Below are 21,734 nucleotides of genomic sequence, written 5' to 3' on the forward strand. Positions count from 1 at the left end.
GGTGATCCTGCGCCCGCCGCGCCCCGCCGACGCCGCCGAGATCACGGCGATCCATGCCGAAGGGCTGGCCACCGGCCACGCGTCGTTCCGCGACGATCCGACCGACTGGCCGGCGTTCCACGACGCGCATGCGCTCGCCCTTGTCGCCGAGCGGGACGGGATCGTCCTTGGCTGGACGGGACTTTCGGCAATGTCGTCGCGCTGCACCTATTCGGGGGTGGGCGAGGTCAGCACCTATATCGGCGCGGCCGCGGCGGGGCAGGGGATCGGACGCGCACTCCTAGGCCGCCTCATCACCGAGAGCGAGGCCGCGGGCTGGTGGACGCTCGTCGCGCAGATTTTCCCCGAGAACCGTGCCAGCATCGCGCTCCACACGGCCTGCGGCTTCGCGGTGCTCGGCACGCGGACGCGGCTCGGGCGCATGACCTACGGGCCGATGGCGGGCACGTGGCGCGACGTGGTGATGATGGAGCGGCGGAGCGACGTCGCGGGTCGTTAAATGCCCGGGGAGCAAATTGGACCGGGCGCCTGATTCCGGACTGTGCGGCTGTGACAGTCTGCGACTGTCACCTTGCCGCCGACTGCGTTCACCTTCGTGAACGCAGTCACTCCCATTCGATCGTGCCAGGGGGCTTCGACGTGATGTCGTAGGTCACACGGTTGATGCCTGGCACCTCGTTGATGATACGGGTCGCGGTCTCGCCCAGGAACTCGTGGCTGAATGGATAGTAATCCGCCGTCATGCCGTCGACGCTGGTGACCGCGCGGAGCGCGCAGGCGAAATCGTAGGTCCGTCCGTCGCCCATGACGCCGACCGTGCGGACCGGCAGGATCGCGACGAAGGCTTGCCAGATGTCATCATAGAGCCCGTGGCGCCGGATCTGGTCGATATAGACCGCGTCCGCCTTCCGCAGGATCTCCAGCTTCTCGCGGGTGATCTCACCGGGGCAGCGGATGGCGAGGCCGGGGCCGGGGAATGGATGGCGACCGATGAAGCTGGGGGGCAGGCCCAGCTCGCGACCCAGCGCGCGGACCTCGTCCTTGAAGAGCTCGCGCAGCGGCTCGACCAGCTTCAGGCCCATCTTCTCGGGCAGGCCGCCGACATTGTGATGGCTCTTGATTGTGACCGACGGGCCGCCCGAGAAGCTGACGCTTTCGATCACGTCCGGGTAGAGCGTCCCCTGCGCGAGGAAGGCCGCGCCCTCGATCTCGTCGGCATACTTCTGGAACACGTCGATGAAGAGCCCGCCGATGATCTTGCGCTTCGTCTCGGGGTCGCTGACGCCCTCGAGCTTGCCGAGGAACAGCTCCTGCTCGTCGGCGTGGATCAGCGGCATGTTGTAGTGGTCGCGGAACATGATCACGACCTCCTCGGCCTCGCCCTGCCGCAGCAGGCCGTGGTCGACGAAGACGCAGGTGAGCTGGTCGCCGATCGCCTCGTGGATCAGGACCGCGGCGACCGAACTGTCGACCCCGCCTGACAGTCCGCAGATCACCTTGGCATCGCCCACCCGCGCGCGGATCGCGGCGATCGCCTGCTCGCGGTAGCCGGCCATGGTCCAGTCGCCGTCGAACCCGGCGAGCCGCACGAAATTCTCGTAGAGCTGGGCGCCTTTGGGGGTGTGATGCACCTCGGGGTGAAACTGCACGGCGTAGAAGTGCCGCGCGGGATCGGCGGTGATCGCGTAGGGCGCATTGGGCGATGTGCCGAACACCTCGAAGCCCGGCGCCAACCGGCTGACATGGTCGCCATGGGACATCCAGACCTGCTCGCGGCCCGTGGCCTCCAGCCCGTCGAACCAGCCGTCCAGAAGGTCGAGCTTGCCCTCGGGCGACACGTAGGCGCGCCCGAACTCGGCCGTGCCCTCACCGCGCTTCACCTCGCCGCCGAGCATCTGCTGCATCACCTGCTGGCCGTAGCAAATCCCGAGGATCGGCACGCCCAGCTCGAAGATCTCGGACGGCGGGCGGGGCGAGCCTTCATCGGGCACCGAGGCCGGGCCGCCCGACAGGATCACCGCACGCGGCGCGAAGTCGGCCAGGAACGCAGGGGTCACCGATTGGAACGGATGGATCTCGCAATAGACGTTCAACTCGCGCAGGCGGCGGGCGATGAGCTGCGTCACCTGGCTGCCGAAATCGACGATGAGGAGGCGCTGGTGATCGGGCTGTTTGTCCATGGCCGGGGGCTTACGCCGCGGCCTCCGGGCTGGCAAGCCGCCACGCCGCGTGTCGCCTTTCGCCCTTGCGGGCCGCAAATGCGCGGCGGGCGCGGTGGGACGCGCTGTATCTCCGGATCAGAGCCGCAGCGAAGGGGTCCGGTGATGGTCGAAATGACACGCAGAAAGCGCGGCGGCGGCGGGGCGGCTCGGCGGGCCGAGCGGACCAGCGGCAAGGTCGTGACCGCGCCGACGATCACCCGGAACATCCCTGACTACGAGCCGCTCACGGTCGAGGCGCTGGAGATCATCGAGCGCAACGCCGAGACCGTCCTCGAAGAGATCGGCGTCGCCTTCGTCGAGAACCCGGCCGCACTCGAACGCTGGCGTGCCGCCGGGGCCGAGATCGACGGCGAGATCGTCCGTATCCCGCGCGGCCTGGCGCGAAAGCTCTGTGGCACGGCGCCCTCGAGTTTCACCCAGATCGCGCGCAACCCCGAGAAGAACGTCGAGATCGGCGGCCGGAACCTCGTCCTCGCCCCCGTCTACGGACCGCCCTTCGTGCGCGACGAATCCGGGCGGCGCTACGCGACAATGGCCGATTTCGAGAAATTCGTGAAGCTGGGGCACATGTCGCAATGGCTCCAGCATTCGGGCGGCACCGTCTGCGAGCCGACGGATGTCGATGTCGACCGGCGGCATTTCGACATGCTGATGGCGCATATGACGCTGACCGACAAACCCTTCATGGGGTCGGTTACCGAACCGAGCCGGGCACGCGATTCCGTCGAGATGTGCGACATTCTCTTCGACGAGGGCGACGGCAAGGGCCTGAACGGGCGCACGGCGCTGGTCAGCCTGATCAACATCAACTCGCCCCTGACCTTCGACGGGATTATGATGGGCGCGCTCGAGGAATACGCCGCCGCCAACCAGGCCTGTATCATTTCGCCCTTCATCGTCGGCGGCGCCATGGCGCCCGTTTCGGTCGTCGGCACGTTGACGCAGGTGCTGGCCGAAGTGATGGCCGGCGTCGCCTACAGTCAGCTGGTTCGGTCGGGCGCGCCTGCGATCTTCGGGGCCTTCGTGACCTCGATCGACATGAACTCCGGCGCGCCGACCTTCGGCACCCCCGAGGCGGCGCAGATCACCTATGGCGCGGGCCAGCTCGCGCGGCGGATGGGACTTCCGTTCCGATCGGCCGGATCCTTCTGCACCTCCAAGCTGCCCGACGCGCAGGCCGCCTACGAGACGGCGAATTCGCTCAACGCGGGGCTGCTCTCGGGCGTGAACTTCATGCTCCACGCCTGCGGCTGGCTGGAAGGCGGTCTCGTTGCCGATTTCGAGAAGTTCGTCATGGATGCGGACCTTTTGGGTACGCTCCACAAGATGGCGCAGGGCATCGCCCATGACGAGGACGCGCAGGCGATGGATGCGATCCGCGAGGTCGGACCCGGCGGGCACTACCTTGGATGCGCGCACACGCAGGCGCATTTCAAGACGGCGTTCTGGCGGTCGAACCTCTTCGACTACAAGCCGTTCGAGACCTGGGCCGAGGAAGGTGGGCGCGACACCCGCGCGCTGGCGACCGCTCGCATCGAAAAGCTGCTCGCGGATTACGAGACGCCCGCGCTCGACCCGGAGAAGCGCGACGCGCTTCGGGCCTATGTCGCGAAGCGTCACGCGGAGCTCGACGCCGAGCGGGGCTGAGCCTTCAGGCGGACACGCGGCGGAAAACGCGCGCCTCGGCCAGCAGCGCCGACAGGATGTCGACATGCCGTGCGACGCTGTAATTCTTGTCTCGCGTCCGTCTGCGACCTTCGAGCGCGGCTTCCAGCGGCAGCAGTTTTTCGAGCGCCGCCCGGGCATCGACCGGGATCGCCGCGCGCAGCATCCGCCGAAGGTCGCGCCGCCGCCGATACCGCTGCGTGCCGTGCGCGGCCGCTTGAACCAGCAGTTCGGGGCGCCGGAGGTTGTTGAGATCGTTGGTAATCTTGCACATAGGGTCGCTCTGTTCACCTGAGGTTCGGTTGCGATCACCATGACCCGGCGGCGGGTGCTGTTGCGTGGCCGCCGGGGGGTGCGAACGGTGCGTTCGCGCTGTTTACAGTTTGGAAACATTCGCGACGGGCGGGGTCGCGATTAACGCCTTGGTAACCAATCGGGGCCAGTCCTGACGCCGTTCTCCACAGACCTTCCGGACCCCGAAATGACCGCGCCCACCGCCCCGATGACTGCTTCGTCGCATCTGCCCGAATGGGTGCCCCCGGCCGTGCATGCCTATGTCGAGCATGCCTGCCAGGGGCGCCCGTTGCGCGATGTGGCGGCCGAGCGGGGCTGCGCGGCATCGACCATCCTCAGACAGGTGCGTCGAATCGAGATCCGCCGGGATGACCCTCTCGTGGATGACATCATGGACCGTCTCGCCGACCTGCGGCGGTCCTGTTCCGAGCAGACCAAGGACCCAACGAAGGACGCCCCCAACATGTCAGCCATGCCCGATCCCGCGACCCTGATCGACGATGCGACCCTTCAGCGCGAGGCGAAGCGCGTCTTGCGCCGTCTGACCGAGGCGGACGCGTTTCTCGTGGTTGGCCAGGGCATGCCGCAGGCCGTCGTCCTGCGCGAGACGGGCGACGTGCCAACCCGGACGGCGACGGTGCCACGCGGCGTGGCCCAGGCCTTCGTCCTCAAGGACTGGATCGCCTGTTTCAAGGCGGGGCGCGTGACGCGCTATCGCATCACCGAGACCGGGCGCGCGGCGCTCAAGCGGATGCTGTCGGACGGGCTGGCGGCGCGGCAGGCCGCGCGCGGCATGGCCGACGCCCCGAGCCCGTTCCTGACCCAGCACATGGAGATGGGCGAACGTATCATCTCCGACGGGGACGGCACGCAGCCGGTTCGCGTGAACCTTGCGGAATCACCGCTGGGCTCGCTCGCCCGCAAGCGCGACCGCGACGGCAAGCCGTTCCTCGACCTCGATCTCGTCATCGCGGGTGAGCGACTGCGTACCGATTTCGAGCGCGCGCAGATGGGCCCGCGCGTGGGCCAGAACTGGGAGCGGTTCCTGACCGCCGGCGGGCGGGGCCAGATGGGGGCGGGCGATCCCGCCTCGGGTCCCGAGGATGCGCGCGCGCGGGTCTCGGAGGCGCTCCGCGCTCTCGGGCCGGGGCTGGCCGATGTCGTCCTGCGGGTGTGCTGCTTCCTCGAGGGCATGGAGGCCGCCGAGAAGCGCATGGGCTGGGCCGCGCGCTCGGGCAAGATCGTCCTGCGCATCGCGCTCCAGCGGCTGAAGTCGCATTACGACGGCCTGCGCTGAATTCGCTTACCACCCACCGCAGACGAAAGGCGCTCCGGTCGGACCGGGGCGCCTGGCATCGCAATTTCAGAGATCAGCGCTGTTCGACGTCCACGTAGTCGCGCTGCATCGGCCCGGTATAGAGCTGGCGTGGGCGCCCGATCTTCAGGGCGGGATCGCTCAGCTGTTCCTTCCACTGCGAGATCCAGCCGACCGTGCGCGACAGCGCGAAAATCGGCGTGAACATCGAGGTGGGGAACCCCATCGCCTCGAGGATGATCCCCGAGTAGAAATCCACGTTCGGGAAGAGCTTCTTTTCCGCGAAATACGGATCGGCCAACGCCTGCTTCTCCAGCTCCTTGGCGACCTGGAGTGTCGGATTGTTCTCGATCCCCAGAAGCTCCAGCACCTCGTCGGCGCTCTCCTTCATCACGGTCGCCCGCGGGTCGAAGTTCTTGTAGACCCGGTGCCCGAAGCCCATCAGGCGGAACGGGTCGTCCCGATCCTTGGCGCGCGCGATGTATTCTGGAATGCGGTCGACCGTTCCGATCTCGCGCAGCATCTCGAGACATGCCTGGTTGGCCCCGCCATGGGCCGGACCCCAGAGACACGCGATGCCCGCGGCGATGCACGCGAACGGGTTCGCGCCGGACGACGAAGCGAGGCGCACGGTCGAGGTCGAGGCATTCTGCTCGTGATCGGCATGCAGGGTGAAGATCCGGTCCATCGCGCGCGACAGGATCGGATCGACCTGGAAATCTTCTGCCGGCACCGAGAAGCACATGTTGAGGAAGTTCGACGCGTAATCGAGGTTGTTGCGCGGGTACACGAACGGCTGGCCGATCGAGTACTTGTAGGCCATCGCCGCGATCGTCGGCATCTTGGCGATCAGCCGGATCGACGCGACCTCGCGCTGCCAGCTGTCGGTGATATCGGTGCTGTCGTGATAGAACGCCGACATCGCGCCGACGACGCCGACCATCGTGGCCATCGGATGCGCGTCGCGGCGGAAACCACGGAAGAAGTTGTGCATCTGCTCGTGGATCATCGTGTGTTGCGTTACACGCGTCTCGAAATCCTCGAGCTGGGCCGCCGAAGGCAGATCGCCGTAGAGCAGAAGGTAGCAGACCTCGAGATAATGCGACTTCTCGGCCAGCTGGCCGATCGGATAGCCGCGGTGCAGCAAGACACCTTCGTCGCCGTCGATGAAGGTGATCGCGCTCTCGCAGGCGGCGGTCGACGTGAAGCCCGGATCGTATGTGAACAGCCCCGACTGACCGTAGAGCTTGCCGATATCGACCACGTCGGGGCCGGTCGTCCCGCTGTGGATGGGCAGGTCGTAGCTCGTGCCATCGATGTCGAGCGTCGCGGTCTTGGAGGTGTCTGCCATGTCTGTCCTTCCGGGTCGGCCACATGAGCGATGCCATGCAACCTGTTGATCAAGCGGCGCTTTCGGTGTCGCCGTGGCCTCGGTTCAGGATGGGTCGCTTTCGACCACGTCCGCCAGCCGTGCCAGCGTCTCGTCCCGTCCGAGGACGAGCATCATGTCGAAGACGCTGGGGGTGGCGGTGCGCCCGGCAAGGGCGGCGCGCAGCGGCGCGGCGATCTTCCCGAGACCGAGCCCGTGGGCCTGGGCCACGTCGCCCACGACACCCTCCAGCGCGTCGCGGGTCCAGCTAGCAGTTTGCAGGTGCGGCGTCAATTCCGACAGTATGCCACGGGATACCGTATCGAGCGCCTTGGCAGCCTTTTCCTCGATCCGGATCGGGCGAGCCACGAGGGCGAAATGAGCCTTCTCCAGAAGCTGGGGCAGGGTGCGCGCGCCTGCCTGGGCCACGGGCACCGCGCGCCGCAGCGCGTCGCCATCGATCGGCACGCCCCCGGTCCGCGCGAGCCAATCCTCGGTCGCGACCGCCACCGCTTCGGGTTCCATCGCAGCGATATGCTGGCCGGACAGATTCTCGAGCTTCTTCAGGTCCAACCGCGCGGGGGCCTTGCCGATCCCGCCGAGGTCGAACCAGTCCCGCGCCTCGGCATCGGTGAAGAACTCGTCATCCCCATGGCTCCAACCCAGGCGCGCGAGGTAGTTGCGCATGGCCGCGGCCGGAAAGCCCATCTCGGCGAACTCGGTCACGCCCGTCGCGCCGTGCCGCTTCGACAGCTTCTTGCCATCTGCGCCGTGGATCAGGGGGATATGCGCCCAGACCGGCTCGTCCCAGCCCATCGCATCGTAGATCTGGATCTGGCGCGCGGCGTTATTCAGGTGGTCGTCGCCCCGAATGACGTGGGTGATGTCCATGTCGTGGTCGTCCACGACGACGGCGAGCATGTAGGTCGGCGTTCCGTCCGAGCGCAGCAGAACCATGTCGTCGAGATGATCGTTGCGGATCGTGACGTCACCCTGGACGGCGTCTGCGATGACCGTCGCCCCGTCGCGCGGCGCCTTCAGGCGGATCACCGATGGCGCATCCGGGTGGTCGTCGGTGGGCACGTCGCGCCACGGGCTCTGGAAGAGGGTCGACCGACCCTCTGCGCGCGCCGCCTCGCGGAAGGCCTCGATCTCGTCTTGCGTCGAGAAGCAGCGATAGGCGCGCCCGGCGTTCAGCATCGCCTGCGCCACCTCGGCATGCCGCGCCGCCTGGCCCGCTTGGCTGACCGCCTCGCCGTCCCAGTCGAGCCCCAGCCAGGTCAGCCCGTCGAGGATCGCCTGCGTCGCCTCCGGCGTGGACCGCGCGACGTCGGTGTCTTCGATCCGCAAGAGGAACCGCCCGTCGCGCCCTCGGGCATAGAGCCAGTTGAAGAGCGCCGTCCGCGCCGTCCCGATATGCATCATGCCGGTGGGCGAGGGCGCGATGCGCGTGACGACGGGTCGATCCATTGGCGTGCCTCTGTTCGGAAAGGGTCGCGGGGCGCGGCGGTTAACGAATTGTAAACCCGGCGCGGGCGAGGGTTGGCACGTTCTAGGCAGCCCGTCGGAGGAGGGCAAGGATGCAGCCCTCGGGCACCGTCGGCGCCGTCACGCAACCGGGTCCGGTCGATCGCGCCGCGCTGGCCCTGCACGACCTTCGGGGTCGCAGGCTGCCCTGGCTCGCGCTCGCCTTCGGGACGGGCGTCGGCACCTATTTCGCCTTGCCGGTCGAACCTGGGGCCGCGGCGGCCCTTATCTCAGGCGCGACGATGGCGATGCTCCTCGTCTTCGCGTGCCTCACCCGCCACGGGATCGGGTTCCTCGCGCTCTGGCTTGCCGTGGCGCTTGGCGGCGTGCTGGCGGGGCAGGCGCGCACGGCCGTCGTCGCAGCACCGGTGCTGGACTTCCGATATTACGGCGCGGTCGAGGGGCGCATCCGCGTCGTTGACCGCTCCGCCTCGGGAGCCGTTCGCCTGACGCTCGACCGCGTGCGGCTCGACGACGTGCCCCGGCGCGAGACGCCCGCGCGGGTCCGCGTGTCCCTCCATGGCGAGGGCGGCGCTGTCCCCGCACTCGGCACATGGGTGATGACGACGGCACATCTGTCGCCCCCGGCCGGGCCGACCGAACCCGGCGGCTTCGATTTCCAGCGCCATGCCTTCTTCCAGCGGCTCGGCGCGCTCGGCTATACACGCCTCCCGCTTCTGCGGATCGCCCCGCCCGAGGGTGGCGCGGCCCTGATCGTCTCGCGCGCGCGGATGGCCATCGGGACTGCCCTGCGCGAGCGTTTGCCGGGTCAGCAGGGGGCAGTCGCGGCGGCGATCACGACAGGCGACCGCTCGCAACTATCGGACGAGGTGGTCGCGGACCTGCGCGCGTCGAACCTCGCGCATCTCCTCGCCATTTCGGGGCTGCATATGGGCCTCCTGGTCGGTTTCGTGTTCTGGGCCATGCGCGGCGGGCTGGCGTTGATCCCCCGGATCGCGCTGACCCGGCCGACCAAGCAATGGGCCGCGGCCGCCGCCTTGCCCTTCGCGCTGGCCTACCTCTTCCTGTCGGGCGGCACGGTCGCGACGCAGCGCGCCTTCGTCATGGCCGCCGTCATGCTGGGCGCGGTCCTCGTGGGCCAGCGCGTCCTTTCGATCCGAAGCGTCGCCATCGCCGCGCTCCTGATCCTTGCCTGGCATCCCGAAAGCCTGATCGGCCCCGGCTTCCAGATGTCCTTCGCCGCGACCGGCGCGCTGGTCCTCGCCTTCCGCGCGCTGTCGGGACCCGAGCGGTCGAAATGGATGACCGGCTGGCGCGGCGTCTTCGTCTCGCTCCTCCTGTCCTCCATCGTGGCGGGGGCCGCGACCGCGCCCTTCGCCGCATATCACTTCAACCGCATCGGACAATTCGGCGTGCTGGCCAATCTGCTTGCCGTGCCCGCGATGGGCTTTGCGGTGATGCCGATGCTCCTTCTGTCGCTCCTCCTCTGGCCGATCGGGCTCGAGGGGCCGCCGCTGGCCATCGCGGGGGCAGGCATCGCCTGGATCCTCGAGGTGGCGGCCCGGGTGGCGGACATGCCTGGCGCGGTGCGCACCATCGCGGCGCCAGACCCGTGGGTGCTGCCGCTTCTCGGGGTGGGCATGACGGTGATCGGCTGCGCGATCGGCCGGACGCGTCTCTTGGGCGTCGCGGTCCTGATGCTCGCGGGCGCGCTCTGGCTGCAAGGGGGGCGGGCGGAGGTGCTGATCGCCGAAACCGGTCGACTGGTGGGCATCGCGGGACCCGAGGGACGCTGGCTTGACCGCGAGAAGGGGGCTGGGTTCACCGCCGAGGCATGGCTCGAGAACGATGGTGATCCGACAGGGCAGGTCGTCGCAGCGGCGCGCAATCGGCCCGATCTCGAACCGCTCCCAGCCATCCATATCGCGCGGGGCAAACGGGACCTTCCGGCTGCGCTCGAAGCCTGTCGGCGGAGCGATGGCTGGCTGGTGACGCCGCTCCCGTTCGAGGGGAAGGCCGAGACCTGCCGCGTGATCGACGCCCGCCTGTTGCGTCGAACTGGGTCGATCGCACTGACCGTCGAGGACGGGGACGTCGTTGAAATCCATGCACGGGCGGTCCAGGGGCGCCGCCCGTGGGTGCCCGCGACGCGATAGCGCCGCCGGGGCGATCCCGACGGCGCCTCGTCAAGCTTCAGTAGCTGCGGATCAGGCCGACCAGCCGCCCTTGGATGCGCACCTGATCTTCGCGCAGAACGCGCGTCTCATAGGCCGGGTTCGCTGCTTCGAGGGCAATCATGCCCTTCTGTCGGCGGTAGCGTTTGAGAGTCGCCTCGTGGCCATCGACCAGCGCGACCACGATCTCGCCGTTGTCGGCCGAGGACTGCTCGCGGATCACGACGACATCGCCGTCGTTGATGCCCGCGTCGATCATCGAGTCGCCCTTGACCTCCAGCGCGTAGTGGTCGCCGCCCCGGTCGAGCATCTGGCCCGGCACGGCGACGTGGTGAGACACCTCGCTGATCGCCTCGATCGGGACACCGGCCGCGATCCGGCCCATCACCGGCACATCAGAGGCATCGACCTGCACGGGGCGGGCGGTGGGGGGCGTGGACTGCGGACGGTCGCCTTCGATCACACGGGGCACGAAGCCCGATGCCGCGGCCAGATCGTCCGGCAGGCGCGTGATCTCGATCGCACGGGCGCGGTGGGCGAGGCGGCGGATGAAGCCCCGCTCCTCGAGTGCGGTGATGAGGCGGTGAATCCCCGACTTCGATCGCAGGTCCAGCGCATCCTTCATCTCGTCGAAGGAGGGCGGTACGCCGTCGCGCTGCACGCGCTTGTGGATAAAGGCCAGGAGGTCGCGCTGTTTCCGCGTGAGCATGGTTCGATCCTGTGTTGTGAACTCGGTCAATCCCTATTCGTTCTAGAAAGGTTCCGGTTTTGTGTCAACGCCGCGTTCCCGTTCCGTCCACATGCGCGATCAGTGGGGGAAGGGGATCGCCGTCACGACATCGCCCGCAGCCCGGGCCGGGTCGCCGGGCGGGCGCAGCACGAGGATGTCGCTCCGGGCAAGGACGCCGAGCAGGGCGCTGTCTTGGCGTGCATCGACGGCACATGTGCCGTCGCCAAGATCGCGCGCGCGCATGTAGTGCTGACGCGGCCCGTTCTCCGAAAGCGGGTCCCCGAGACGCCGCTCGACCGTCGGCACACTCGGATCGAGGCCCAGCATCAGGCGGATCGTCGGGAGGATGAAGACCACGCCGCAAACCATTGCCGATACGGGATTTCCCGGCAAACCGATGAGGGTCGAATTGTCCAGGCGCCCAGCCAGGAGCGGCTTTCCCGGCCGCATCGCTACCTTGTGGAACGCGAGGTCCAGACCCGCCGTCCCGGCCGTCTGCGCGATCAGGTCGTGATCGCCCACGGACGCACCGCCGATGGTCACGATGAGGTCCGCCCCACGCGCAAGATCGAAGGCCGTTGCGAGACTTTCGGGCGTGTCGCGCGCGAAGGGCAGGATGCGCGGGATTGCGCCGTGCGCGCCGAGCATCGCGGCCAACCCGTAGCCGTTGCTTGCGACGATCTCGCCCGGCGCGAGGTCCTGTCCCGGCGCGCGAAGCTCGTCGCCGGTCATCAGGATCGCGACATCGGGCCGCTTGGCGCATGGCAGGACGCTGTGGCCCATCGATGCCGCGAGAGCGATGTCCCGGCTTCCGAGGCGGCGGGGTCCGAGCCGGAAGCCAGCGTCGAAATCGCCGCCCGCCGGGCGGATATACGTGCTGGGGTCGAGTGCGTCGCCGAGCGTGATCCGGTCTCCGTCGCGGCTCACATCTTCCTGGATGATGACGCGGGTCGCGCCCTCGGGCACGACCGCACCCGTGAAGATGCGCACCGCTTCGCCGATCGCGACGGTCCCCGCGAAGGGCCGTCCGGCCGCGGCCTCGCCGATGACGCGGAAACGGTCGCCGGGCGCAGGGTCAAGGTCGGTCACTGCATAGCCGTCCATCGCGGAGGCGGCGAAGGGCGGCTGCGCGTGATTGGCGGCGATCGGACGGGCCAGCACTCGGCCCATCGCATCGGCGAGGCCGACTTCCTCGACCGGCATTGGGTCAACAAGAGAGAACAGGCGCGCGGTTGCGTCCTCGACGCTAATCACGGGTGGGGGGCCGTCCAAGGCCCGGACTTGCCGCCGGTCTTGGACAGCAGTCGGATGCCGCCGATCTCCATGTCCTTCTGGACCGCCTTGGCCATGTCGTAGATCGTGAGACACGCCGTCGAGACCGCCGTAAGCGCCTCCATCTCGACGCCGGTCGGGCCGCGCGTCGCGACCGTGGCGGTCACCACGAGGCCGGGCAGCGCCTCGTCCGGCGCGATCTCGATCGCCACGCGCGCGATGGGCAGGGGATGGCAGAGCGGGATCAGATCCGACGTCCGCTTGGCCCCCATGATCCCGGCCAGCCGTGCGGTCCCGATCACGTCGCCCTTATCGGCGGTGCCGGACAGGATCGTGGCCAGCGTCGCGTCGGACATCGTGACCCGGCCCTCGGCCACGGCGACGCGATCGGTGTCGGCCTTGCCCGAGACGTCGACCATATGTGCGGCCCCCGACTCATCGAAATGGGTCAGCCCGGTCATCGCTGTGCCGTCAGCGGATTGGCCAGCAGTGTCGCCGTGGCCTGCGCGACATCCTCGCGCCGCATCAGGCTTTCGCCGATCAGGAAGCACCGCGCCCCGTGACGGGCCATGTCCTCGAGGTCCGATGGGCTGGAAAGCCCGGACTCCGAGACGAGGAGGCAGTCCTCCGGTGCCCGCCGCGCAAGGTCGCGGGTCGTGGCAAGATCGGTCTCGAAGGTATTGAGATTGCGGTTGTTGACGCCCAGCAATCGCGAGGTCAGACGGTCCGCGCGCTCCAGCTCGGCGCGGTCATGCACCTCGATCAGCGCGTCCATGCCCCATTCGGTCGCGGCGGCCTCCAGCTCGGTCGCCTGCGCGTCCGAGACCGAGGCCATGATGATCAGGATGCAGTCAGCCCCGAGCGCGCGGCTCTCGGCGACCTGCCACGGGTCGTAGAGGAAATCCTTGCGCAGCACGGGCAGATCCACCGCCTCGCGCGCGGCCACGAGATAGGCCTCGTCGCCCTGAAAGGATGGCGCGTCTGTCAGCACCGAAAGGCAGGTCGCGCCACCTTCGGCATAGGCCTCGGCCAGAGCGGGCGGATCGAAATCGGCGCGGATCAGGCCCTTGGACGGGCTGGCCTTCTTGATCTCGGCGATGAGACCGTAGCCCTGGATCGACGCCTGCTGGAGCGCGCCGGCGAAGGGCCGGACCGCGGGTGCAGCGCGGGCCGCATCCTCGATGGCGGACTGATCGCGCTCGGCCTTCCGGGCGGCGATCTCCTCGAGCTTGTAGGCCTTGATGCGGTCGAGGATGGTCGGCGTGCTCATCGGGCGGCCTCCGTGGTGAAGGCGGCGAGCGCATCGACCTTGGCCCGAGCGGCACCGCCATCGATTGATTTGGCAGCCAGGGCGGCACCGTTGGCCAGATCGGCGGCCCGGCCCGCCACCACAAGGGCCGCCGCGGCATTCAGGAGGACGGCGTCGCGATAGGCCGAGGCGTCGCCGTCCATCAGGCCGCGGAAGGCACGCGCGTTCTCTGCCGGGTCGCCCCCCTCGATGGCCGAAAAAGGGTGTGTCGGCAGGCCCGCGTCGTCGGGCGTGATCTCGTTTTCGGTCACGGTCCCGTCCTTCAGCGCGGCGACGGCGGTCGGCCCCGCGATGGAAATCTCGTCCGTTCCGTCCGAGCCGTGGACGAGCCACGCCGCCTCGGAGCCGAGCGCGCACAAGACCTCGGCCATCGGGCGGATCAGGTGAGGGGCGTAGGCCCCGGTCAGCTGGCGGCGGACGCCTGCGGGGTTCGTGAGCGGCCCGAGGATGTTGAACACGGTGCGGGTTCCCAGCTCGCCGCGCACGGGCATGACGTGGCGCGTCGCGGGATGGTGCATCGGCGCCATCATGAAGCAGATGCCGCAGGTTTCCAGTGCCTTTTCAGCGACCTGCGCGCCGATGTTCACCTCGACGCCCATCTGCGTCAAGACATCCGCCGCCCCAGATTTCGAGCTGAGGTTGCGGTTGCCGTGCTTGGCCACGGGCACGCCCGCGCCGGCGACGACGAAGGCCGTCGCGGTCGAGATGTTGAGCGTGCCCTTGCCGTCGCCGCCTGTGCCGACGATGTCCATCGCGCCGTCTGGTGCCGCGACGCGGTTCATCCGGGCGCGCATGGCGGCGGCGGCGGCGGCGATCTCGTCCACCGTCTCGCCCCGGGTGCGCAGCGCCATGAGGAAGCCGCCGATCTGCGCCGGCGTGGCTGCGCCGTCGAAGAACGTGGCGAAGGCGCGCTCAGCCTCCTCGCGGGTCAGGGCGCGGTCGGGCGCCGCGTCGAGCAGGGGCTTGAGATCGCTCATGCCGCGACCGGCATCGTGTCAAGGAAGTTGCGCAGAAGGGCGTGGCCGTGCTCCGAGGCGATGCTCTCGGGATGGAACTGCACCCCGTGGATCGGAAGGTCGCGGTGGCGCAGGCCCATGATCGTGCCCGAGGTCAGCTCGGCATTTACGACGAGCGTATCGGGCAGCGTGTCGCGATCGACCACCAGCGAATGGTAGCGCGTGGCGTCGAACGCGTCCGGCAGGCCCGCGAAGACGCCCGTGCCGTCGTTGTGCATCCGGCCCGTCTTGCCATGCACGATCTCGGGGGCGCGGACGACGCGGCCGCCGAAGGCCTGCCCGATGGCCTGATGTCCGAGGCAGACGCCCATCAGCGGGGTGCGCGTCTCGGCGCAGGCGGCGACCATGGCGAGACAGATGCCCGCCTGGTCGGGATCGCAGGGTCCGGGCGACAGGAGCACGCCCGCCGGCTTCAGCGCCATCGCGGCCTGGACGTCCATCGCGTCGTTGCGCACGACACGCACTTCGGTGCCCATCTCCGCGACGTAATGCACGAGGTTCCAGGTGAAACTGTCGTAATTGTCGATGAGCAGAAGCAAGCCGTTCCCCTATTCCCGGTCGCCCTTGGGGGGTGTAACGCCCGTGGCCCGGCGCTATACATGCCCAAGGCCCGGGGGCAGGGTCAAGGCGCGTTCCAGCGCCGATCGGGCAAAGGACAGGCGATGTTGAAGGGTGTGCTGCTGGGATCGGTATCGGCTCTCGTCCTCTGGGGCGTGGTGCTGGCCGGGGTCTCGCTTCTGGTGACGGGATCGCCGACGGGACTGGCGGGCACGCCGCCGCAGGCGCCGGTGCTGCGCGACCAGGCCGAGACGGTCCCCGTGACGCCCGAGCCGCTGCCCGAGCGCGCGCCGTCCGCATCCGCCGTCGAGACGGCCGGCGCGGTCACCGACCAGACCTCCACCGCCCGCGAGAGCGTGGCCGAGGACGTCGATCTGCCCGCCGGAAGCCAGTTCAACCGCCCGCGCGAGGATGGCGTCGTGGTGACGCCCGACGCAGCCCGGCCCGCGCGCCCGGATCCGGTGGCGGTCCAGCTCGGGCGGGGCGATACCGCGACGGTCGCCCAGCCACAGCTGGACACGGGCACCGCGGCCCAGCCCGAAACGTCGGGCATCGCGGCCATGACCGCGCCGCCCGTCGCGGGCGAGGCGCCGGTGCTGCCCGGCTCGCCCACCGAGACCCCGCCCCGGACCTTCCGCGAGGTGCGGATCGAGACCTCCGAGGGTGACCCGCCCGCGACCAATGATAGCGTCCTGATCGAGATCGAGCCGGCTGCGGCCGAACCCGCCCCCGCCGTGGTGGAAACCGCCCCCGCGAACCCCATCACCGTCGTTCCCGAGGACGAGGTGGTCGACGCGCCCCGCGCCGAGACGCCGGAGCCCGAGCCGGCCGCCGAGCCGATCGAGCCGCGCCGGATCGTCCTCGACAGCGAGCGCGCGGCGACCGAGCCGGTGGTCGAGCCCGATGCGGCGGGCGCGCTCCCGCGTCCCAACCTCGTCGCCCATGCCGCCGAGTTCGACAATTCCGAGGGCCTGCCGCTCTTCGGGGTGGTGATCGCGGTCGGGCCGGACGACCCGGTGGCGCAGGCCGACCTGATGGGGTTCGACTTCCCGGTGACCTTCGCGGTCGACCCGGTGCGCCCCGACGCGGCCGATGTGGTCCGACGGTTCCGGGCGCAGGGCTTCGAGGTCGTGATGCTGGCCGACGCGCTTCGGCCCGGCGAGGCGGCGCAGGACATCGCGGTCGCTGTCGAGGGCGCGCTCGCCGTGATGCCCGAGGCGGTCGCGATCCTCGATCCGGCGAGCGACGGGTTCGTGCGCGACCAGGCCGCGCTTTCGGCGATCCTGCCGGTTCTGGCCGAGGAGGGGATGGGGCTTCTGACCTATCCCGGCGGCCTGAACTCCGGCGTGGCCACGGCCGAGCGGGCCGGTGTGCCCGCCGCGATGTTCTACCGCGCGCTCGATGCCGAGGGTGAGCGGGCGACGGTCATCACCCGCTATCTCGACCGCGCGACCTTCGAAGCGGCACGCGACGGGGCGGCGATCGTCATCGGACGCGCGCAGCCGGAGACCATCACGGCGCTCTATTCCTGGCGGTTGGGCAACCGATCCGACCAGGTTGCCATCGCGCCGGTCAGCGCGATCCTCAGCGCCGACTAGCGCTCAGAGGTCGGTCTCGGGCAGGTCGATCCGCGCGACCTGCTGGGCGATGGGCTCGACCGACAGGGGATGCGTCTCGTGGATGTGGTCCGAGGGGACGCCCAGCGCCTCCCAGCGGCGGTTCTTGAAGATTTCGACCGCCGAGAACCCGGCCTTGTAGCCCATCTTCGGCGATCCCGGCACCCAATAGCCGAGATAGACGTAGGGCAGGCCCGCCTCGCGGGCGACGTCGATATGGTCGAGGATGATCTGGGTGCCCAGACTGTCGGCGGCGCAGGTCGGGTCGTAGAACGAATAGACCATCGACAGCCCATCATCGAGCACGTCGGTCAGGCAGACGGCGCGGAGCTCGGGCGAACCGCCCGTCTCGACGGCGCGGTCGTCCCAGTATTCGATGACGCGCGTGCGGATCGGCGTCTCCTCAATCATCGCGGCGAATTCGAAGATATCCATGTCCGCCATGCCGCCATCGGCGTGGCGCGCCTCGAGATAGGTGCGGAAGAGGGCGTATTGCGCCTCGGTCGCCCAGGGCGAGGTGATCTCGCGGCGGAGATGGGCGTTGCGGCTCAGGGTCTTGCGCTGCGACCGGGACGGCTTGAACCGTTCGATCGCGATCCGCGCGGACAGGCAGGCGGTGCAATCGGCGCAGCTCGGACGGTAGAGCACGTTCTGCGACCGGCGGAAGCCCTGCTTCGAGAGCTTGTCGTTCAGATCGGCCGCGTTCGAGCCCTGCAGGGCCGTGAACAGCTTCCGCTCGCGCCGCCCGTCGAGATAGGGGCACGCCTGAGGCGCCGTCACGTAGAACTGCGGCGTCAGCGGAAGGCTGTGGCGCATGGGTCGAAGCTTAGCCGTCTGGTGAATGGGTCCGTCGCGAGCCTAGACGCACATGGGTGCAGGTCAACGGAAAAAAGGCCCCGCGGGCGGGGCCTTGCCGGTCAAACCATGCGCCGGATCAGGACGGGCGATTGATCGCGGCGCTTCCGAGGACGAGATCGGTCAGGCCCTGGCGGCGTCCCGTCACGAACATCGCCGCGATGCTTGCGAGGGCCGGAAGCACGAAGCTCATCGATGCGTAGTAGCCCAGAACGTGCAGCATCGACTGCATCCCGTCGAACCGGTCGCCCGAGGGGCCGCGCAGCTCGATCCCCATGAGGCGCATGCCCCAGGTCGCCGATCCCGAGGCGAGCGTTCCGATCCGGTAGAGCGCGCCGATGGCGATGAAGGCGACGGGCCAGAGAAAGAACGCCAGCGTCAACGTCAGGATGCCCGCCACGATCGTGAAGCCCGTGATGAGGGCGACGTCCACGATCCATGCGAGCGCCCGCTTCGCGAGCACGCCGTTATAGAACTCGGGCTGGTCGACGGGGTCGGGAAGGGCCGTTGTTGCGGTCAGATAGGTCATCGGTCGTCTCGGTCTCCGGGTTCGGGCTTGAAGGCGGGATGCGCCGCCCCCGGCTGGGGGCGACGCGGATGGTTCAGGCTTCGGCCGGCGTCGGGTCCGAGCTGTCGCGCTTGGAGCGCTCGTCCATGAACTGGTCGAACTCGGCCTTGTCCTTGGCCTCGCGCAGCCGCTGCAGGAACTCCTCGAAGGCGCTCTGCTCGTCTTCGAGACGGCGGAGCATGTCGGCCTTGTAGGTGTCGAAGGCGGCGTTGCCGGTCGACCGGGTCGCCATCATGCCGCGGGCGGCACGGCGGGCGTTGCAGGACATCGAATTGCGGCCGGAAAACATGCGCTTGCTCCAGATCATGTAGGCGAGAAAGGCGAGACCCACGGGCCAGAAGAAGATGAAGCCGAGGATCATGGCGGCGATCCAGGCCCCCTTTCCACGGGCGTCGAGCCAACCTTCGGTGCGGGACAGCCAGGAACCGGAAGCGGGGCCGGCATAGGCGGGGGCGGGGGTCATCAGCATCTCCTGTTCAAGTCATGTGAATGTGTTTCACATTACAGGATGTGGGGTGGGGGTCCCGGGGCCGCAAGGGTTCGGACGCAAAAAAGTTAAGGTGGTTTACATGGTTTCCGGAAAGATCAGCGATATGAGGGGGTTGCCACTCCAAATTTCCCCCGGAAAACGGACGAAGAGGCACAAATCCTGTCGGCAGACCGGCCTCAGTAGCCGCGCCAGATCCACCCGCCACCGAAAATGCGGGGTCCATCGAGGTCGTAGAAGACACAGGCCTGGCCCGGCGACACGCCCTGTTCCGGCGAGAAGAGCTCGACCTCGGCCCGGTCCGGCCCCAAGGGCCGCAGGATCGCCTCGACGGGGGGCTTGGTCGAGCGCACCTTCACGCCGACATGCCATTCCGCCCGGCTCTCGAACGACGCATCGCCCAGCCAGTTGATTTCGCGCAGCGGCACGAGACGAGTGGCCAGCGCGGATTTCGGACCGACCACGACCTGCCGCGTTTCTGGATCGAGGCGCACCACATAGAGCGGCTCGGCCAGCCCGCCGAGGCCCAGACCCTTCCGCTGACCGATGGTGTAGCGGATGACCCCGTCATGCCGCCCGAGCTCGGAGCCCGCCATGTCGACGATGGCGCCCGGCTCGGCACTGCCCGGGCGCAGCTTCTCGATCACGGCGGCGTAGTCGCCATCGGGCACGAAACAGATATCCTGGCTGTCAGGCTTGTCGGCGACGGACAGGCCGTAGCGCTGCGCCAGCGCGCGGGTCGCCGCCTTGTCGGGCAGGTGGCCGAGCGGGAAGCGCAGGTAGTCGAGCTGCTCCTGCGTCGTCGAAAAGAGAAAATACGACTGATCGCGCACCGGATCGGCGGCGCGGTGCAATTCCGCGCCGTTGGGGCCTGCGTGGCGTTGAATATAGTGCCCCGTGGCCATGCAATCGGCATCGAGATCCTTGGCTGTCTCGAGGAGGTCGCGGAATTTCACCCGCTCATTGCAACGGATGCAGGGCACGGGGGTCGCGCCGCCAAGATAAGCATCGGCGAACTCGTCGATCACGGCTTCGCGGAACGTGTTCTCGTAGTCGAGCACATAGTGTGGAAACCCCATGGTTTCCGCGACCCTGCGCGCGTCATGGATGTCGCGCCCCGCACAGCAGGCCCCCTGCTTGGCCAGCGCCGCGCCATGGTCGTAGAGCTGCAGCGTCACGCCCACGACGTCGTAGCCTTCCTCGGCCAGCTGCGCGGCCACGACCGAACTGTCGACGCCGCCGGACATGGCAACGACCACGCGGGTGTCGGCTGGCGCCTTGGCGATTCCGAGGGAGTTGAGTGCGGCGTCGAGGGGCATGTCGAACCTCGGTGGGGCGGAGATACGCCGCCGATATAGGAAAATGCGAGATATTCACAACCCGGCGGTTCACATCCGCTTAAGGCCCGACCGGGCACTAACGAGGCGTTCACGATGGAGGACGCCATGTATCTGAGGAAAGGGCAGGGGCCGCATGTGGTCACGCTGCCGAATGGGACGCAGATGTCGCGCGCCGACCTGCCGCCCGCGGGCACGACCCGATGGGTGGCCCGCCGGAAGGAGGCCGTGGTGCGCGGCGTGCAGGCGGGCCTGCTCACCCTGGAGGAGGCGATCGGCCGCTACGAGCTGTCCGAGGAGGAGTTCGCAGGCTGGGAGGCGGCGATGTCGAACCACGGCACCGACGGGCTCAAGACCACTCTGACGCAACGGTATCGCCAGGGGTGATCGGAGCGTCTGTGGATTCTTGACGCGGGTAACGATAAGTTAACCCTTTGGACGCAGGCTTAAGGCATACACTGCATCCTCCCGGAGAGAGCCATGCGAATCCTGCTCGTCGAAGACGACCCTACCACCTCGAAAAGCATCGAGATGATGCTCGGGTCCGCGAACCTGAACGTCTACTGCACGGATATGGGCGAGGAGGGAATCGATCTCGCCAAGCTCTACGACTACGACCTGATCCTGCTCGATCTGAACCTGCCCGACATCAACGGGCACGAGGTCCTCAAGCAGTTGCGCCTCAGCCGGATCGAGACGCCGATCCTGATCCTCTCCGGCTCCGACGACACCGAGAACAAGATCAAGGGCTTCGGCTTCGGCGCCGACGATTACATGACGAAGCCGTTCCACCGGGACGAGCTGGTCGCGCGTATCCACGCCATCGTCCGCCGCTCCAAGGGCCATTCGCAATCGGTCATCCGCACGGGCACCGTGGCGGTGAACCTCGATGCGAAATCGGTCGAGGTCGATGGCCGCTCCGTGCATCTCACCGGCAAGGAATACCAGATGCTCGAGCTTCTGAGCCTTCGGAAGGGTACGACCCTGACGAAGGAGATGTTCCTCAACCATCTCTACGGCGGCATGGACGAGCCCGAGCTGAAGATCATCGACGTGTTCATCTGCAAGCTGCGCAAGAAGCTGACCGAGGCGACCGGCGGCGAGAATCACATCGAGACGGTCTGGGGCCGGGGCTACGTGCTGCGCGACCCCGAGACCTCGGCCGAGAGCCAGCTCATCAGCGCCTGACCCGGCGCGCGGCGCGCCTCGGCGCCGATCCGCCGTTCTTCGACCTTGGGTCAGCGCGGCCTGTCGGATGTGGCCGGAGCCTTCGGGCCGGTCCTCCGTTGCAACTCACCACACTCCCGACGGACGGGTCGCTGCCACCGCGCGCGGCCCGACTCCATCGTGCGGCTAGCATACGGGCGAGCACCGCCCGGCCGGACCATATGCGCGAATCGCTGGCGAGCGGGCGGTTGGGGTTCTAGGTCTCGTAGCGTCGCAACGGGGGCTTCGGGTG

At 68.4% G+C, this 21,734-nt stretch carries 21 protein-coding genes; 7 read left to right on the forward strand and 14 right to left on the reverse strand.

Annotated features, from left to right (window positions below; translation table 11 throughout):
• Position 1: 1 nt before the first annotated feature.
• Positions 2–499, forward strand: coding sequence for a GNAT family N-acetyltransferase (locus ACK8OR_RS02485; protein WP_410187889.1), 498 nt, complete (start codon positions 2–4; stop codon positions 497–499).
• Between the two features lie 106 nt (positions 500–605).
• Here the strand turns inward: ACK8OR_RS02485 and guaA are convergent, their stop codons facing one another.
• A complete protein-coding gene (gene guaA / locus ACK8OR_RS02490; protein ID WP_410187890.1) occupies positions 606–2,180 on the reverse strand; it encodes a glutamine-hydrolyzing GMP synthase in 1,575 nt (524 codons plus the stop codon).
• 144 nt (positions 2,181–2,324) lie between these two features.
• Here guaA and ACK8OR_RS02495 point away from each other — a divergent pair, with 144 nt between their 5' ends.
• The gene (locus ACK8OR_RS02495; RefSeq protein WP_410187891.1) at positions 2,325–3,869 is read left to right on the forward strand and encodes a trimethylamine methyltransferase family protein; all 1,545 of its coding nucleotides are present in this window, start codon (positions 2,325–2,327) and stop codon (positions 3,867–3,869) included.
• A gap of 4 nt (positions 3,870–3,873) precedes the next feature.
• Here ACK8OR_RS02495 and ACK8OR_RS02500 read toward each other — a convergent pair whose 3' ends face one another.
• A complete protein-coding gene (locus tag ACK8OR_RS02500) occupies positions 3,874–4,161 on the reverse strand; it encodes a DUF6477 family protein (protein ID WP_410187892.1) in 288 nt (95 codons plus the stop codon).
• 207 nt (positions 4,162–4,368) lie between these two features.
• On the opposite strand from ACK8OR_RS02500, the gene ACK8OR_RS02505 reads away from it, so the two are divergent.
• The gene (locus tag ACK8OR_RS02505) at positions 4,369–5,478 is read left to right on the forward strand and encodes a DUF6456 domain-containing protein (RefSeq protein ID WP_410187893.1); all 1,110 of its coding nucleotides are present in this window, start codon (positions 4,369–4,371) and stop codon (positions 5,476–5,478) included.
• A 73-nt stretch (positions 5,479–5,551) separates the two neighbouring features.
• Here ACK8OR_RS02505 and gltA read toward each other — a convergent pair whose 3' ends face one another.
• Together gltA and gltX are read right to left on the reverse strand one after the other, a co-directional pair.
• Complete coding sequence (gene gltA, locus ACK8OR_RS02510) at positions 5,552–6,847, reverse strand: citrate synthase (protein ID WP_410187894.1); 1,296 nt, start codon at positions 6,845–6,847, stop codon at positions 5,552–5,554.
• An 84-nt stretch (positions 6,848–6,931) separates the two neighbouring features.
• Positions 6,932–8,335 carry a glutamate--tRNA ligase gene (gene gltX / locus ACK8OR_RS02515; RefSeq protein WP_410187895.1) on the reverse strand — a complete coding sequence of 468 codons (1,404 nt, stop codon included), beginning with the start codon at positions 8,333–8,335 and terminating at the stop codon, positions 6,932–6,934.
• A 110-nt stretch (positions 8,336–8,445) separates the two neighbouring features.
• Here gltX and ACK8OR_RS02520 point away from each other — a divergent pair, with 110 nt between their 5' ends.
• On the forward strand, positions 8,446–10,509 hold the full coding sequence (locus tag ACK8OR_RS02520; RefSeq protein ID WP_410187896.1) for a ComEC/Rec2 family competence protein: 2,064 nt from the start codon (positions 8,446–8,448) through the stop codon (positions 10,507–10,509).
• Between the two features lie 37 nt (positions 10,510–10,546).
• On the opposite strand, the gene lexA is transcribed toward ACK8OR_RS02520, so the two are convergent.
• From lexA to ACK8OR_RS02550, 6 genes are all read right to left on the reverse strand, one after another.
• The gene (gene lexA / locus ACK8OR_RS02525; RefSeq protein ID WP_410187897.1) at positions 10,547–11,236 is read right to left on the reverse strand and encodes a transcriptional repressor LexA; all 690 of its coding nucleotides are present in this window, start codon (positions 11,234–11,236) and stop codon (positions 10,547–10,549) included.
• A 99-nt stretch (positions 11,237–11,335) separates the two neighbouring features.
• The gene (locus ACK8OR_RS02530) at positions 11,336–12,511 is read right to left on the reverse strand and encodes a molybdopterin molybdotransferase MoeA (RefSeq protein WP_410187898.1); all 1,176 of its coding nucleotides are present in this window, start codon (positions 12,509–12,511) and stop codon (positions 11,336–11,338) included.
• Entirely contained in the window at positions 12,508–12,990 is a 483-nt protein-coding gene (gene moaC, locus ACK8OR_RS02535; RefSeq protein WP_410187899.1) for a cyclic pyranopterin monophosphate synthase MoaC, read from the reverse strand. The genes ACK8OR_RS02530 and moaC overlap by 4 nt, the downstream gene beginning before the upstream one ends.
• Positions 12,987–13,799, reverse strand: a complete 813-nt coding sequence (gene trpC, locus ACK8OR_RS02540) for an indole-3-glycerol phosphate synthase TrpC (protein WP_410187900.1) — start codon at positions 13,797–13,799, stop codon at positions 12,987–12,989. Before trpC ends, moaC begins: the two co-directional genes overlap by 4 nt.
• On the reverse strand, positions 13,796–14,815 hold the full coding sequence (gene trpD, locus ACK8OR_RS02545) for an anthranilate phosphoribosyltransferase (RefSeq protein ID WP_410187901.1): 1,020 nt from the start codon (positions 14,813–14,815) through the stop codon (positions 13,796–13,798). The genes trpC and trpD overlap by 4 nt, the downstream gene beginning before the upstream one ends.
• Positions 14,812–15,393, reverse strand: a complete 582-nt coding sequence (locus tag ACK8OR_RS02550) for an anthranilate synthase component II (protein ID WP_410187902.1) — start codon at positions 15,391–15,393, stop codon at positions 14,812–14,814. The genes trpD and ACK8OR_RS02550 overlap by 4 nt, the downstream gene beginning before the upstream one ends.
• Positions 15,394–15,453: 60 nt before the next feature.
• Here ACK8OR_RS02550 and ACK8OR_RS02555 point away from each other — a divergent pair, with 60 nt between their 5' ends.
• A complete protein-coding gene (locus ACK8OR_RS02555) occupies positions 15,454–17,010 on the forward strand; it encodes a divergent polysaccharide deacetylase family protein (protein ID WP_410187903.1) in 1,557 nt (518 codons plus the stop codon).
• A 3-nt stretch (positions 17,011–17,013) separates the two neighbouring features.
• Here ACK8OR_RS02555 and ACK8OR_RS02560 read toward each other — a convergent pair whose 3' ends face one another.
• The 4 genes from ACK8OR_RS02560 to mnmA form a co-directional block, all read right to left on the reverse strand.
• Positions 17,014–17,844 carry an arginyltransferase gene (locus ACK8OR_RS02560; RefSeq protein ID WP_410187904.1) on the reverse strand — a complete coding sequence of 277 codons (831 nt, stop codon included), beginning with the start codon at positions 17,842–17,844 and terminating at the stop codon, positions 17,014–17,016.
• A 118-nt stretch (positions 17,845–17,962) separates the two neighbouring features.
• A complete protein-coding gene (locus tag ACK8OR_RS02565) occupies positions 17,963–18,412 on the reverse strand; it encodes an RDD family protein (RefSeq protein WP_298431740.1) in 450 nt (149 codons plus the stop codon).
• 73 nt (positions 18,413–18,485) lie between these two features.
• Positions 18,486–18,914 carry a DUF2852 domain-containing protein gene (locus tag ACK8OR_RS02570; protein WP_410187905.1) on the reverse strand — a complete coding sequence of 143 codons (429 nt, stop codon included), beginning with the start codon at positions 18,912–18,914 and terminating at the stop codon, positions 18,486–18,488.
• Between the two features lie 203 nt (positions 18,915–19,117).
• Complete coding sequence (gene mnmA, locus ACK8OR_RS02575; RefSeq protein ID WP_410187906.1) at positions 19,118–20,257, reverse strand: tRNA 2-thiouridine(34) synthase MnmA; 1,140 nt, start codon at positions 20,255–20,257, stop codon at positions 19,118–19,120.
• 126 nt (positions 20,258–20,383) lie between these two features.
• Between mnmA and sciP the strand changes: the two genes are divergently transcribed.
• Both sciP and ctrA read left to right on the forward strand, forming a co-directional pair.
• The gene (gene sciP, locus ACK8OR_RS02580; RefSeq protein ID WP_410187907.1) at positions 20,384–20,662 is read left to right on the forward strand and encodes a CtrA inhibitor SciP; all 279 of its coding nucleotides are present in this window, start codon (positions 20,384–20,386) and stop codon (positions 20,660–20,662) included.
• Between the two features lie 93 nt (positions 20,663–20,755).
• Complete coding sequence (gene ctrA / locus ACK8OR_RS02585; RefSeq protein ID WP_298431750.1) at positions 20,756–21,463, forward strand: response regulator transcription factor CtrA; 708 nt, start codon at positions 20,756–20,758, stop codon at positions 21,461–21,463.
• Positions 21,464–21,734: the final 271 nt, after the last annotated feature.

This window comes from Jannaschia halovivens (assembly GCF_046452375.1).
Lineage (GTDB): Bacteria > Pseudomonadota > Alphaproteobacteria > Rhodobacterales > Rhodobacteraceae > Jannaschia > Jannaschia halovivens.

Coding starts and splice junctions, on each gene's coding strand:
- guaA (WP_410187890.1), bottom strand. CDS start 2,180: ATGGACAAACAGCCCGATCACCAGCGCCTCCTCATCGTCGATTTCGGC.
- ACK8OR_RS02495 (WP_410187891.1), top strand. CDS start 2,325: ATGGTCGAAATGACACGCAGAAAGCGCGGCGGCGGCGGGGCGGCTCGG.
- ACK8OR_RS02500 (WP_410187892.1), bottom strand. CDS start 4,161: ATGTGCAAGATTACCAACGATCTCAACAACCTCCGGCGCCCCGAACTG.
- ACK8OR_RS02505 (WP_410187893.1), top strand. CDS start 4,369: ATGACCGCGCCCACCGCCCCGATGACTGCTTCGTCGCATCTGCCCGAA.
- gltA (WP_410187894.1), bottom strand. CDS start 6,847: ATGGCAGACACCTCCAAGACCGCGACGCTCGACATCGATGGCACGAGC.
- gltX (WP_410187895.1), bottom strand. CDS start 8,335: ATGGATCGACCCGTCGTCACGCGCATCGCGCCCTCGCCCACCGGCATG.
- ACK8OR_RS02520 (WP_410187896.1), top strand. CDS start 8,446: ATGCAGCCCTCGGGCACCGTCGGCGCCGTCACGCAACCGGGTCCGGTC.
- lexA (WP_410187897.1), bottom strand. CDS start 11,236: ATGCTCACGCGGAAACAGCGCGACCTCCTGGCCTTTATCCACAAGCGC.
- moaC (WP_410187899.1), bottom strand. CDS start 12,990: ATGACCGGGCTGACCCATTTCGATGAGTCGGGGGCCGCACATATGGTC.
- trpC (WP_410187900.1), bottom strand. CDS start 13,799: ATGAGCACGCCGACCATCCTCGACCGCATCAAGGCCTACAAGCTCGAG.
- trpD (WP_410187901.1), bottom strand. CDS start 14,815: ATGAGCGATCTCAAGCCCCTGCTCGACGCGGCGCCCGACCGCGCCCTG.
- ACK8OR_RS02555 (WP_410187903.1), top strand. CDS start 15,454: ATGCCCAAGGCCCGGGGGCAGGGTCAAGGCGCGTTCCAGCGCCGATCG.
- ACK8OR_RS02560 (WP_410187904.1), bottom strand. CDS start 17,844: ATGCGCCACAGCCTTCCGCTGACGCCGCAGTTCTACGTGACGGCGCCT.
- ACK8OR_RS02565 (WP_298431740.1), bottom strand. CDS start 18,412: ATGACCTATCTGACCGCAACAACGGCCCTTCCCGACCCCGTCGACCAG.
- ACK8OR_RS02570 (WP_410187905.1), bottom strand. CDS start 18,914: ATGACCCCCGCCCCCGCCTATGCCGGCCCCGCTTCCGGTTCCTGGCTG.
- mnmA (WP_410187906.1), bottom strand. CDS start 20,257: ATGCCCCTCGACGCCGCACTCAACTCCCTCGGAATCGCCAAGGCGCCA.
- sciP (WP_410187907.1), top strand. CDS start 20,384: ATGTATCTGAGGAAAGGGCAGGGGCCGCATGTGGTCACGCTGCCGAAT.
- ctrA (WP_298431750.1), top strand. CDS start 20,756: ATGCGAATCCTGCTCGTCGAAGACGACCCTACCACCTCGAAAAGCATC.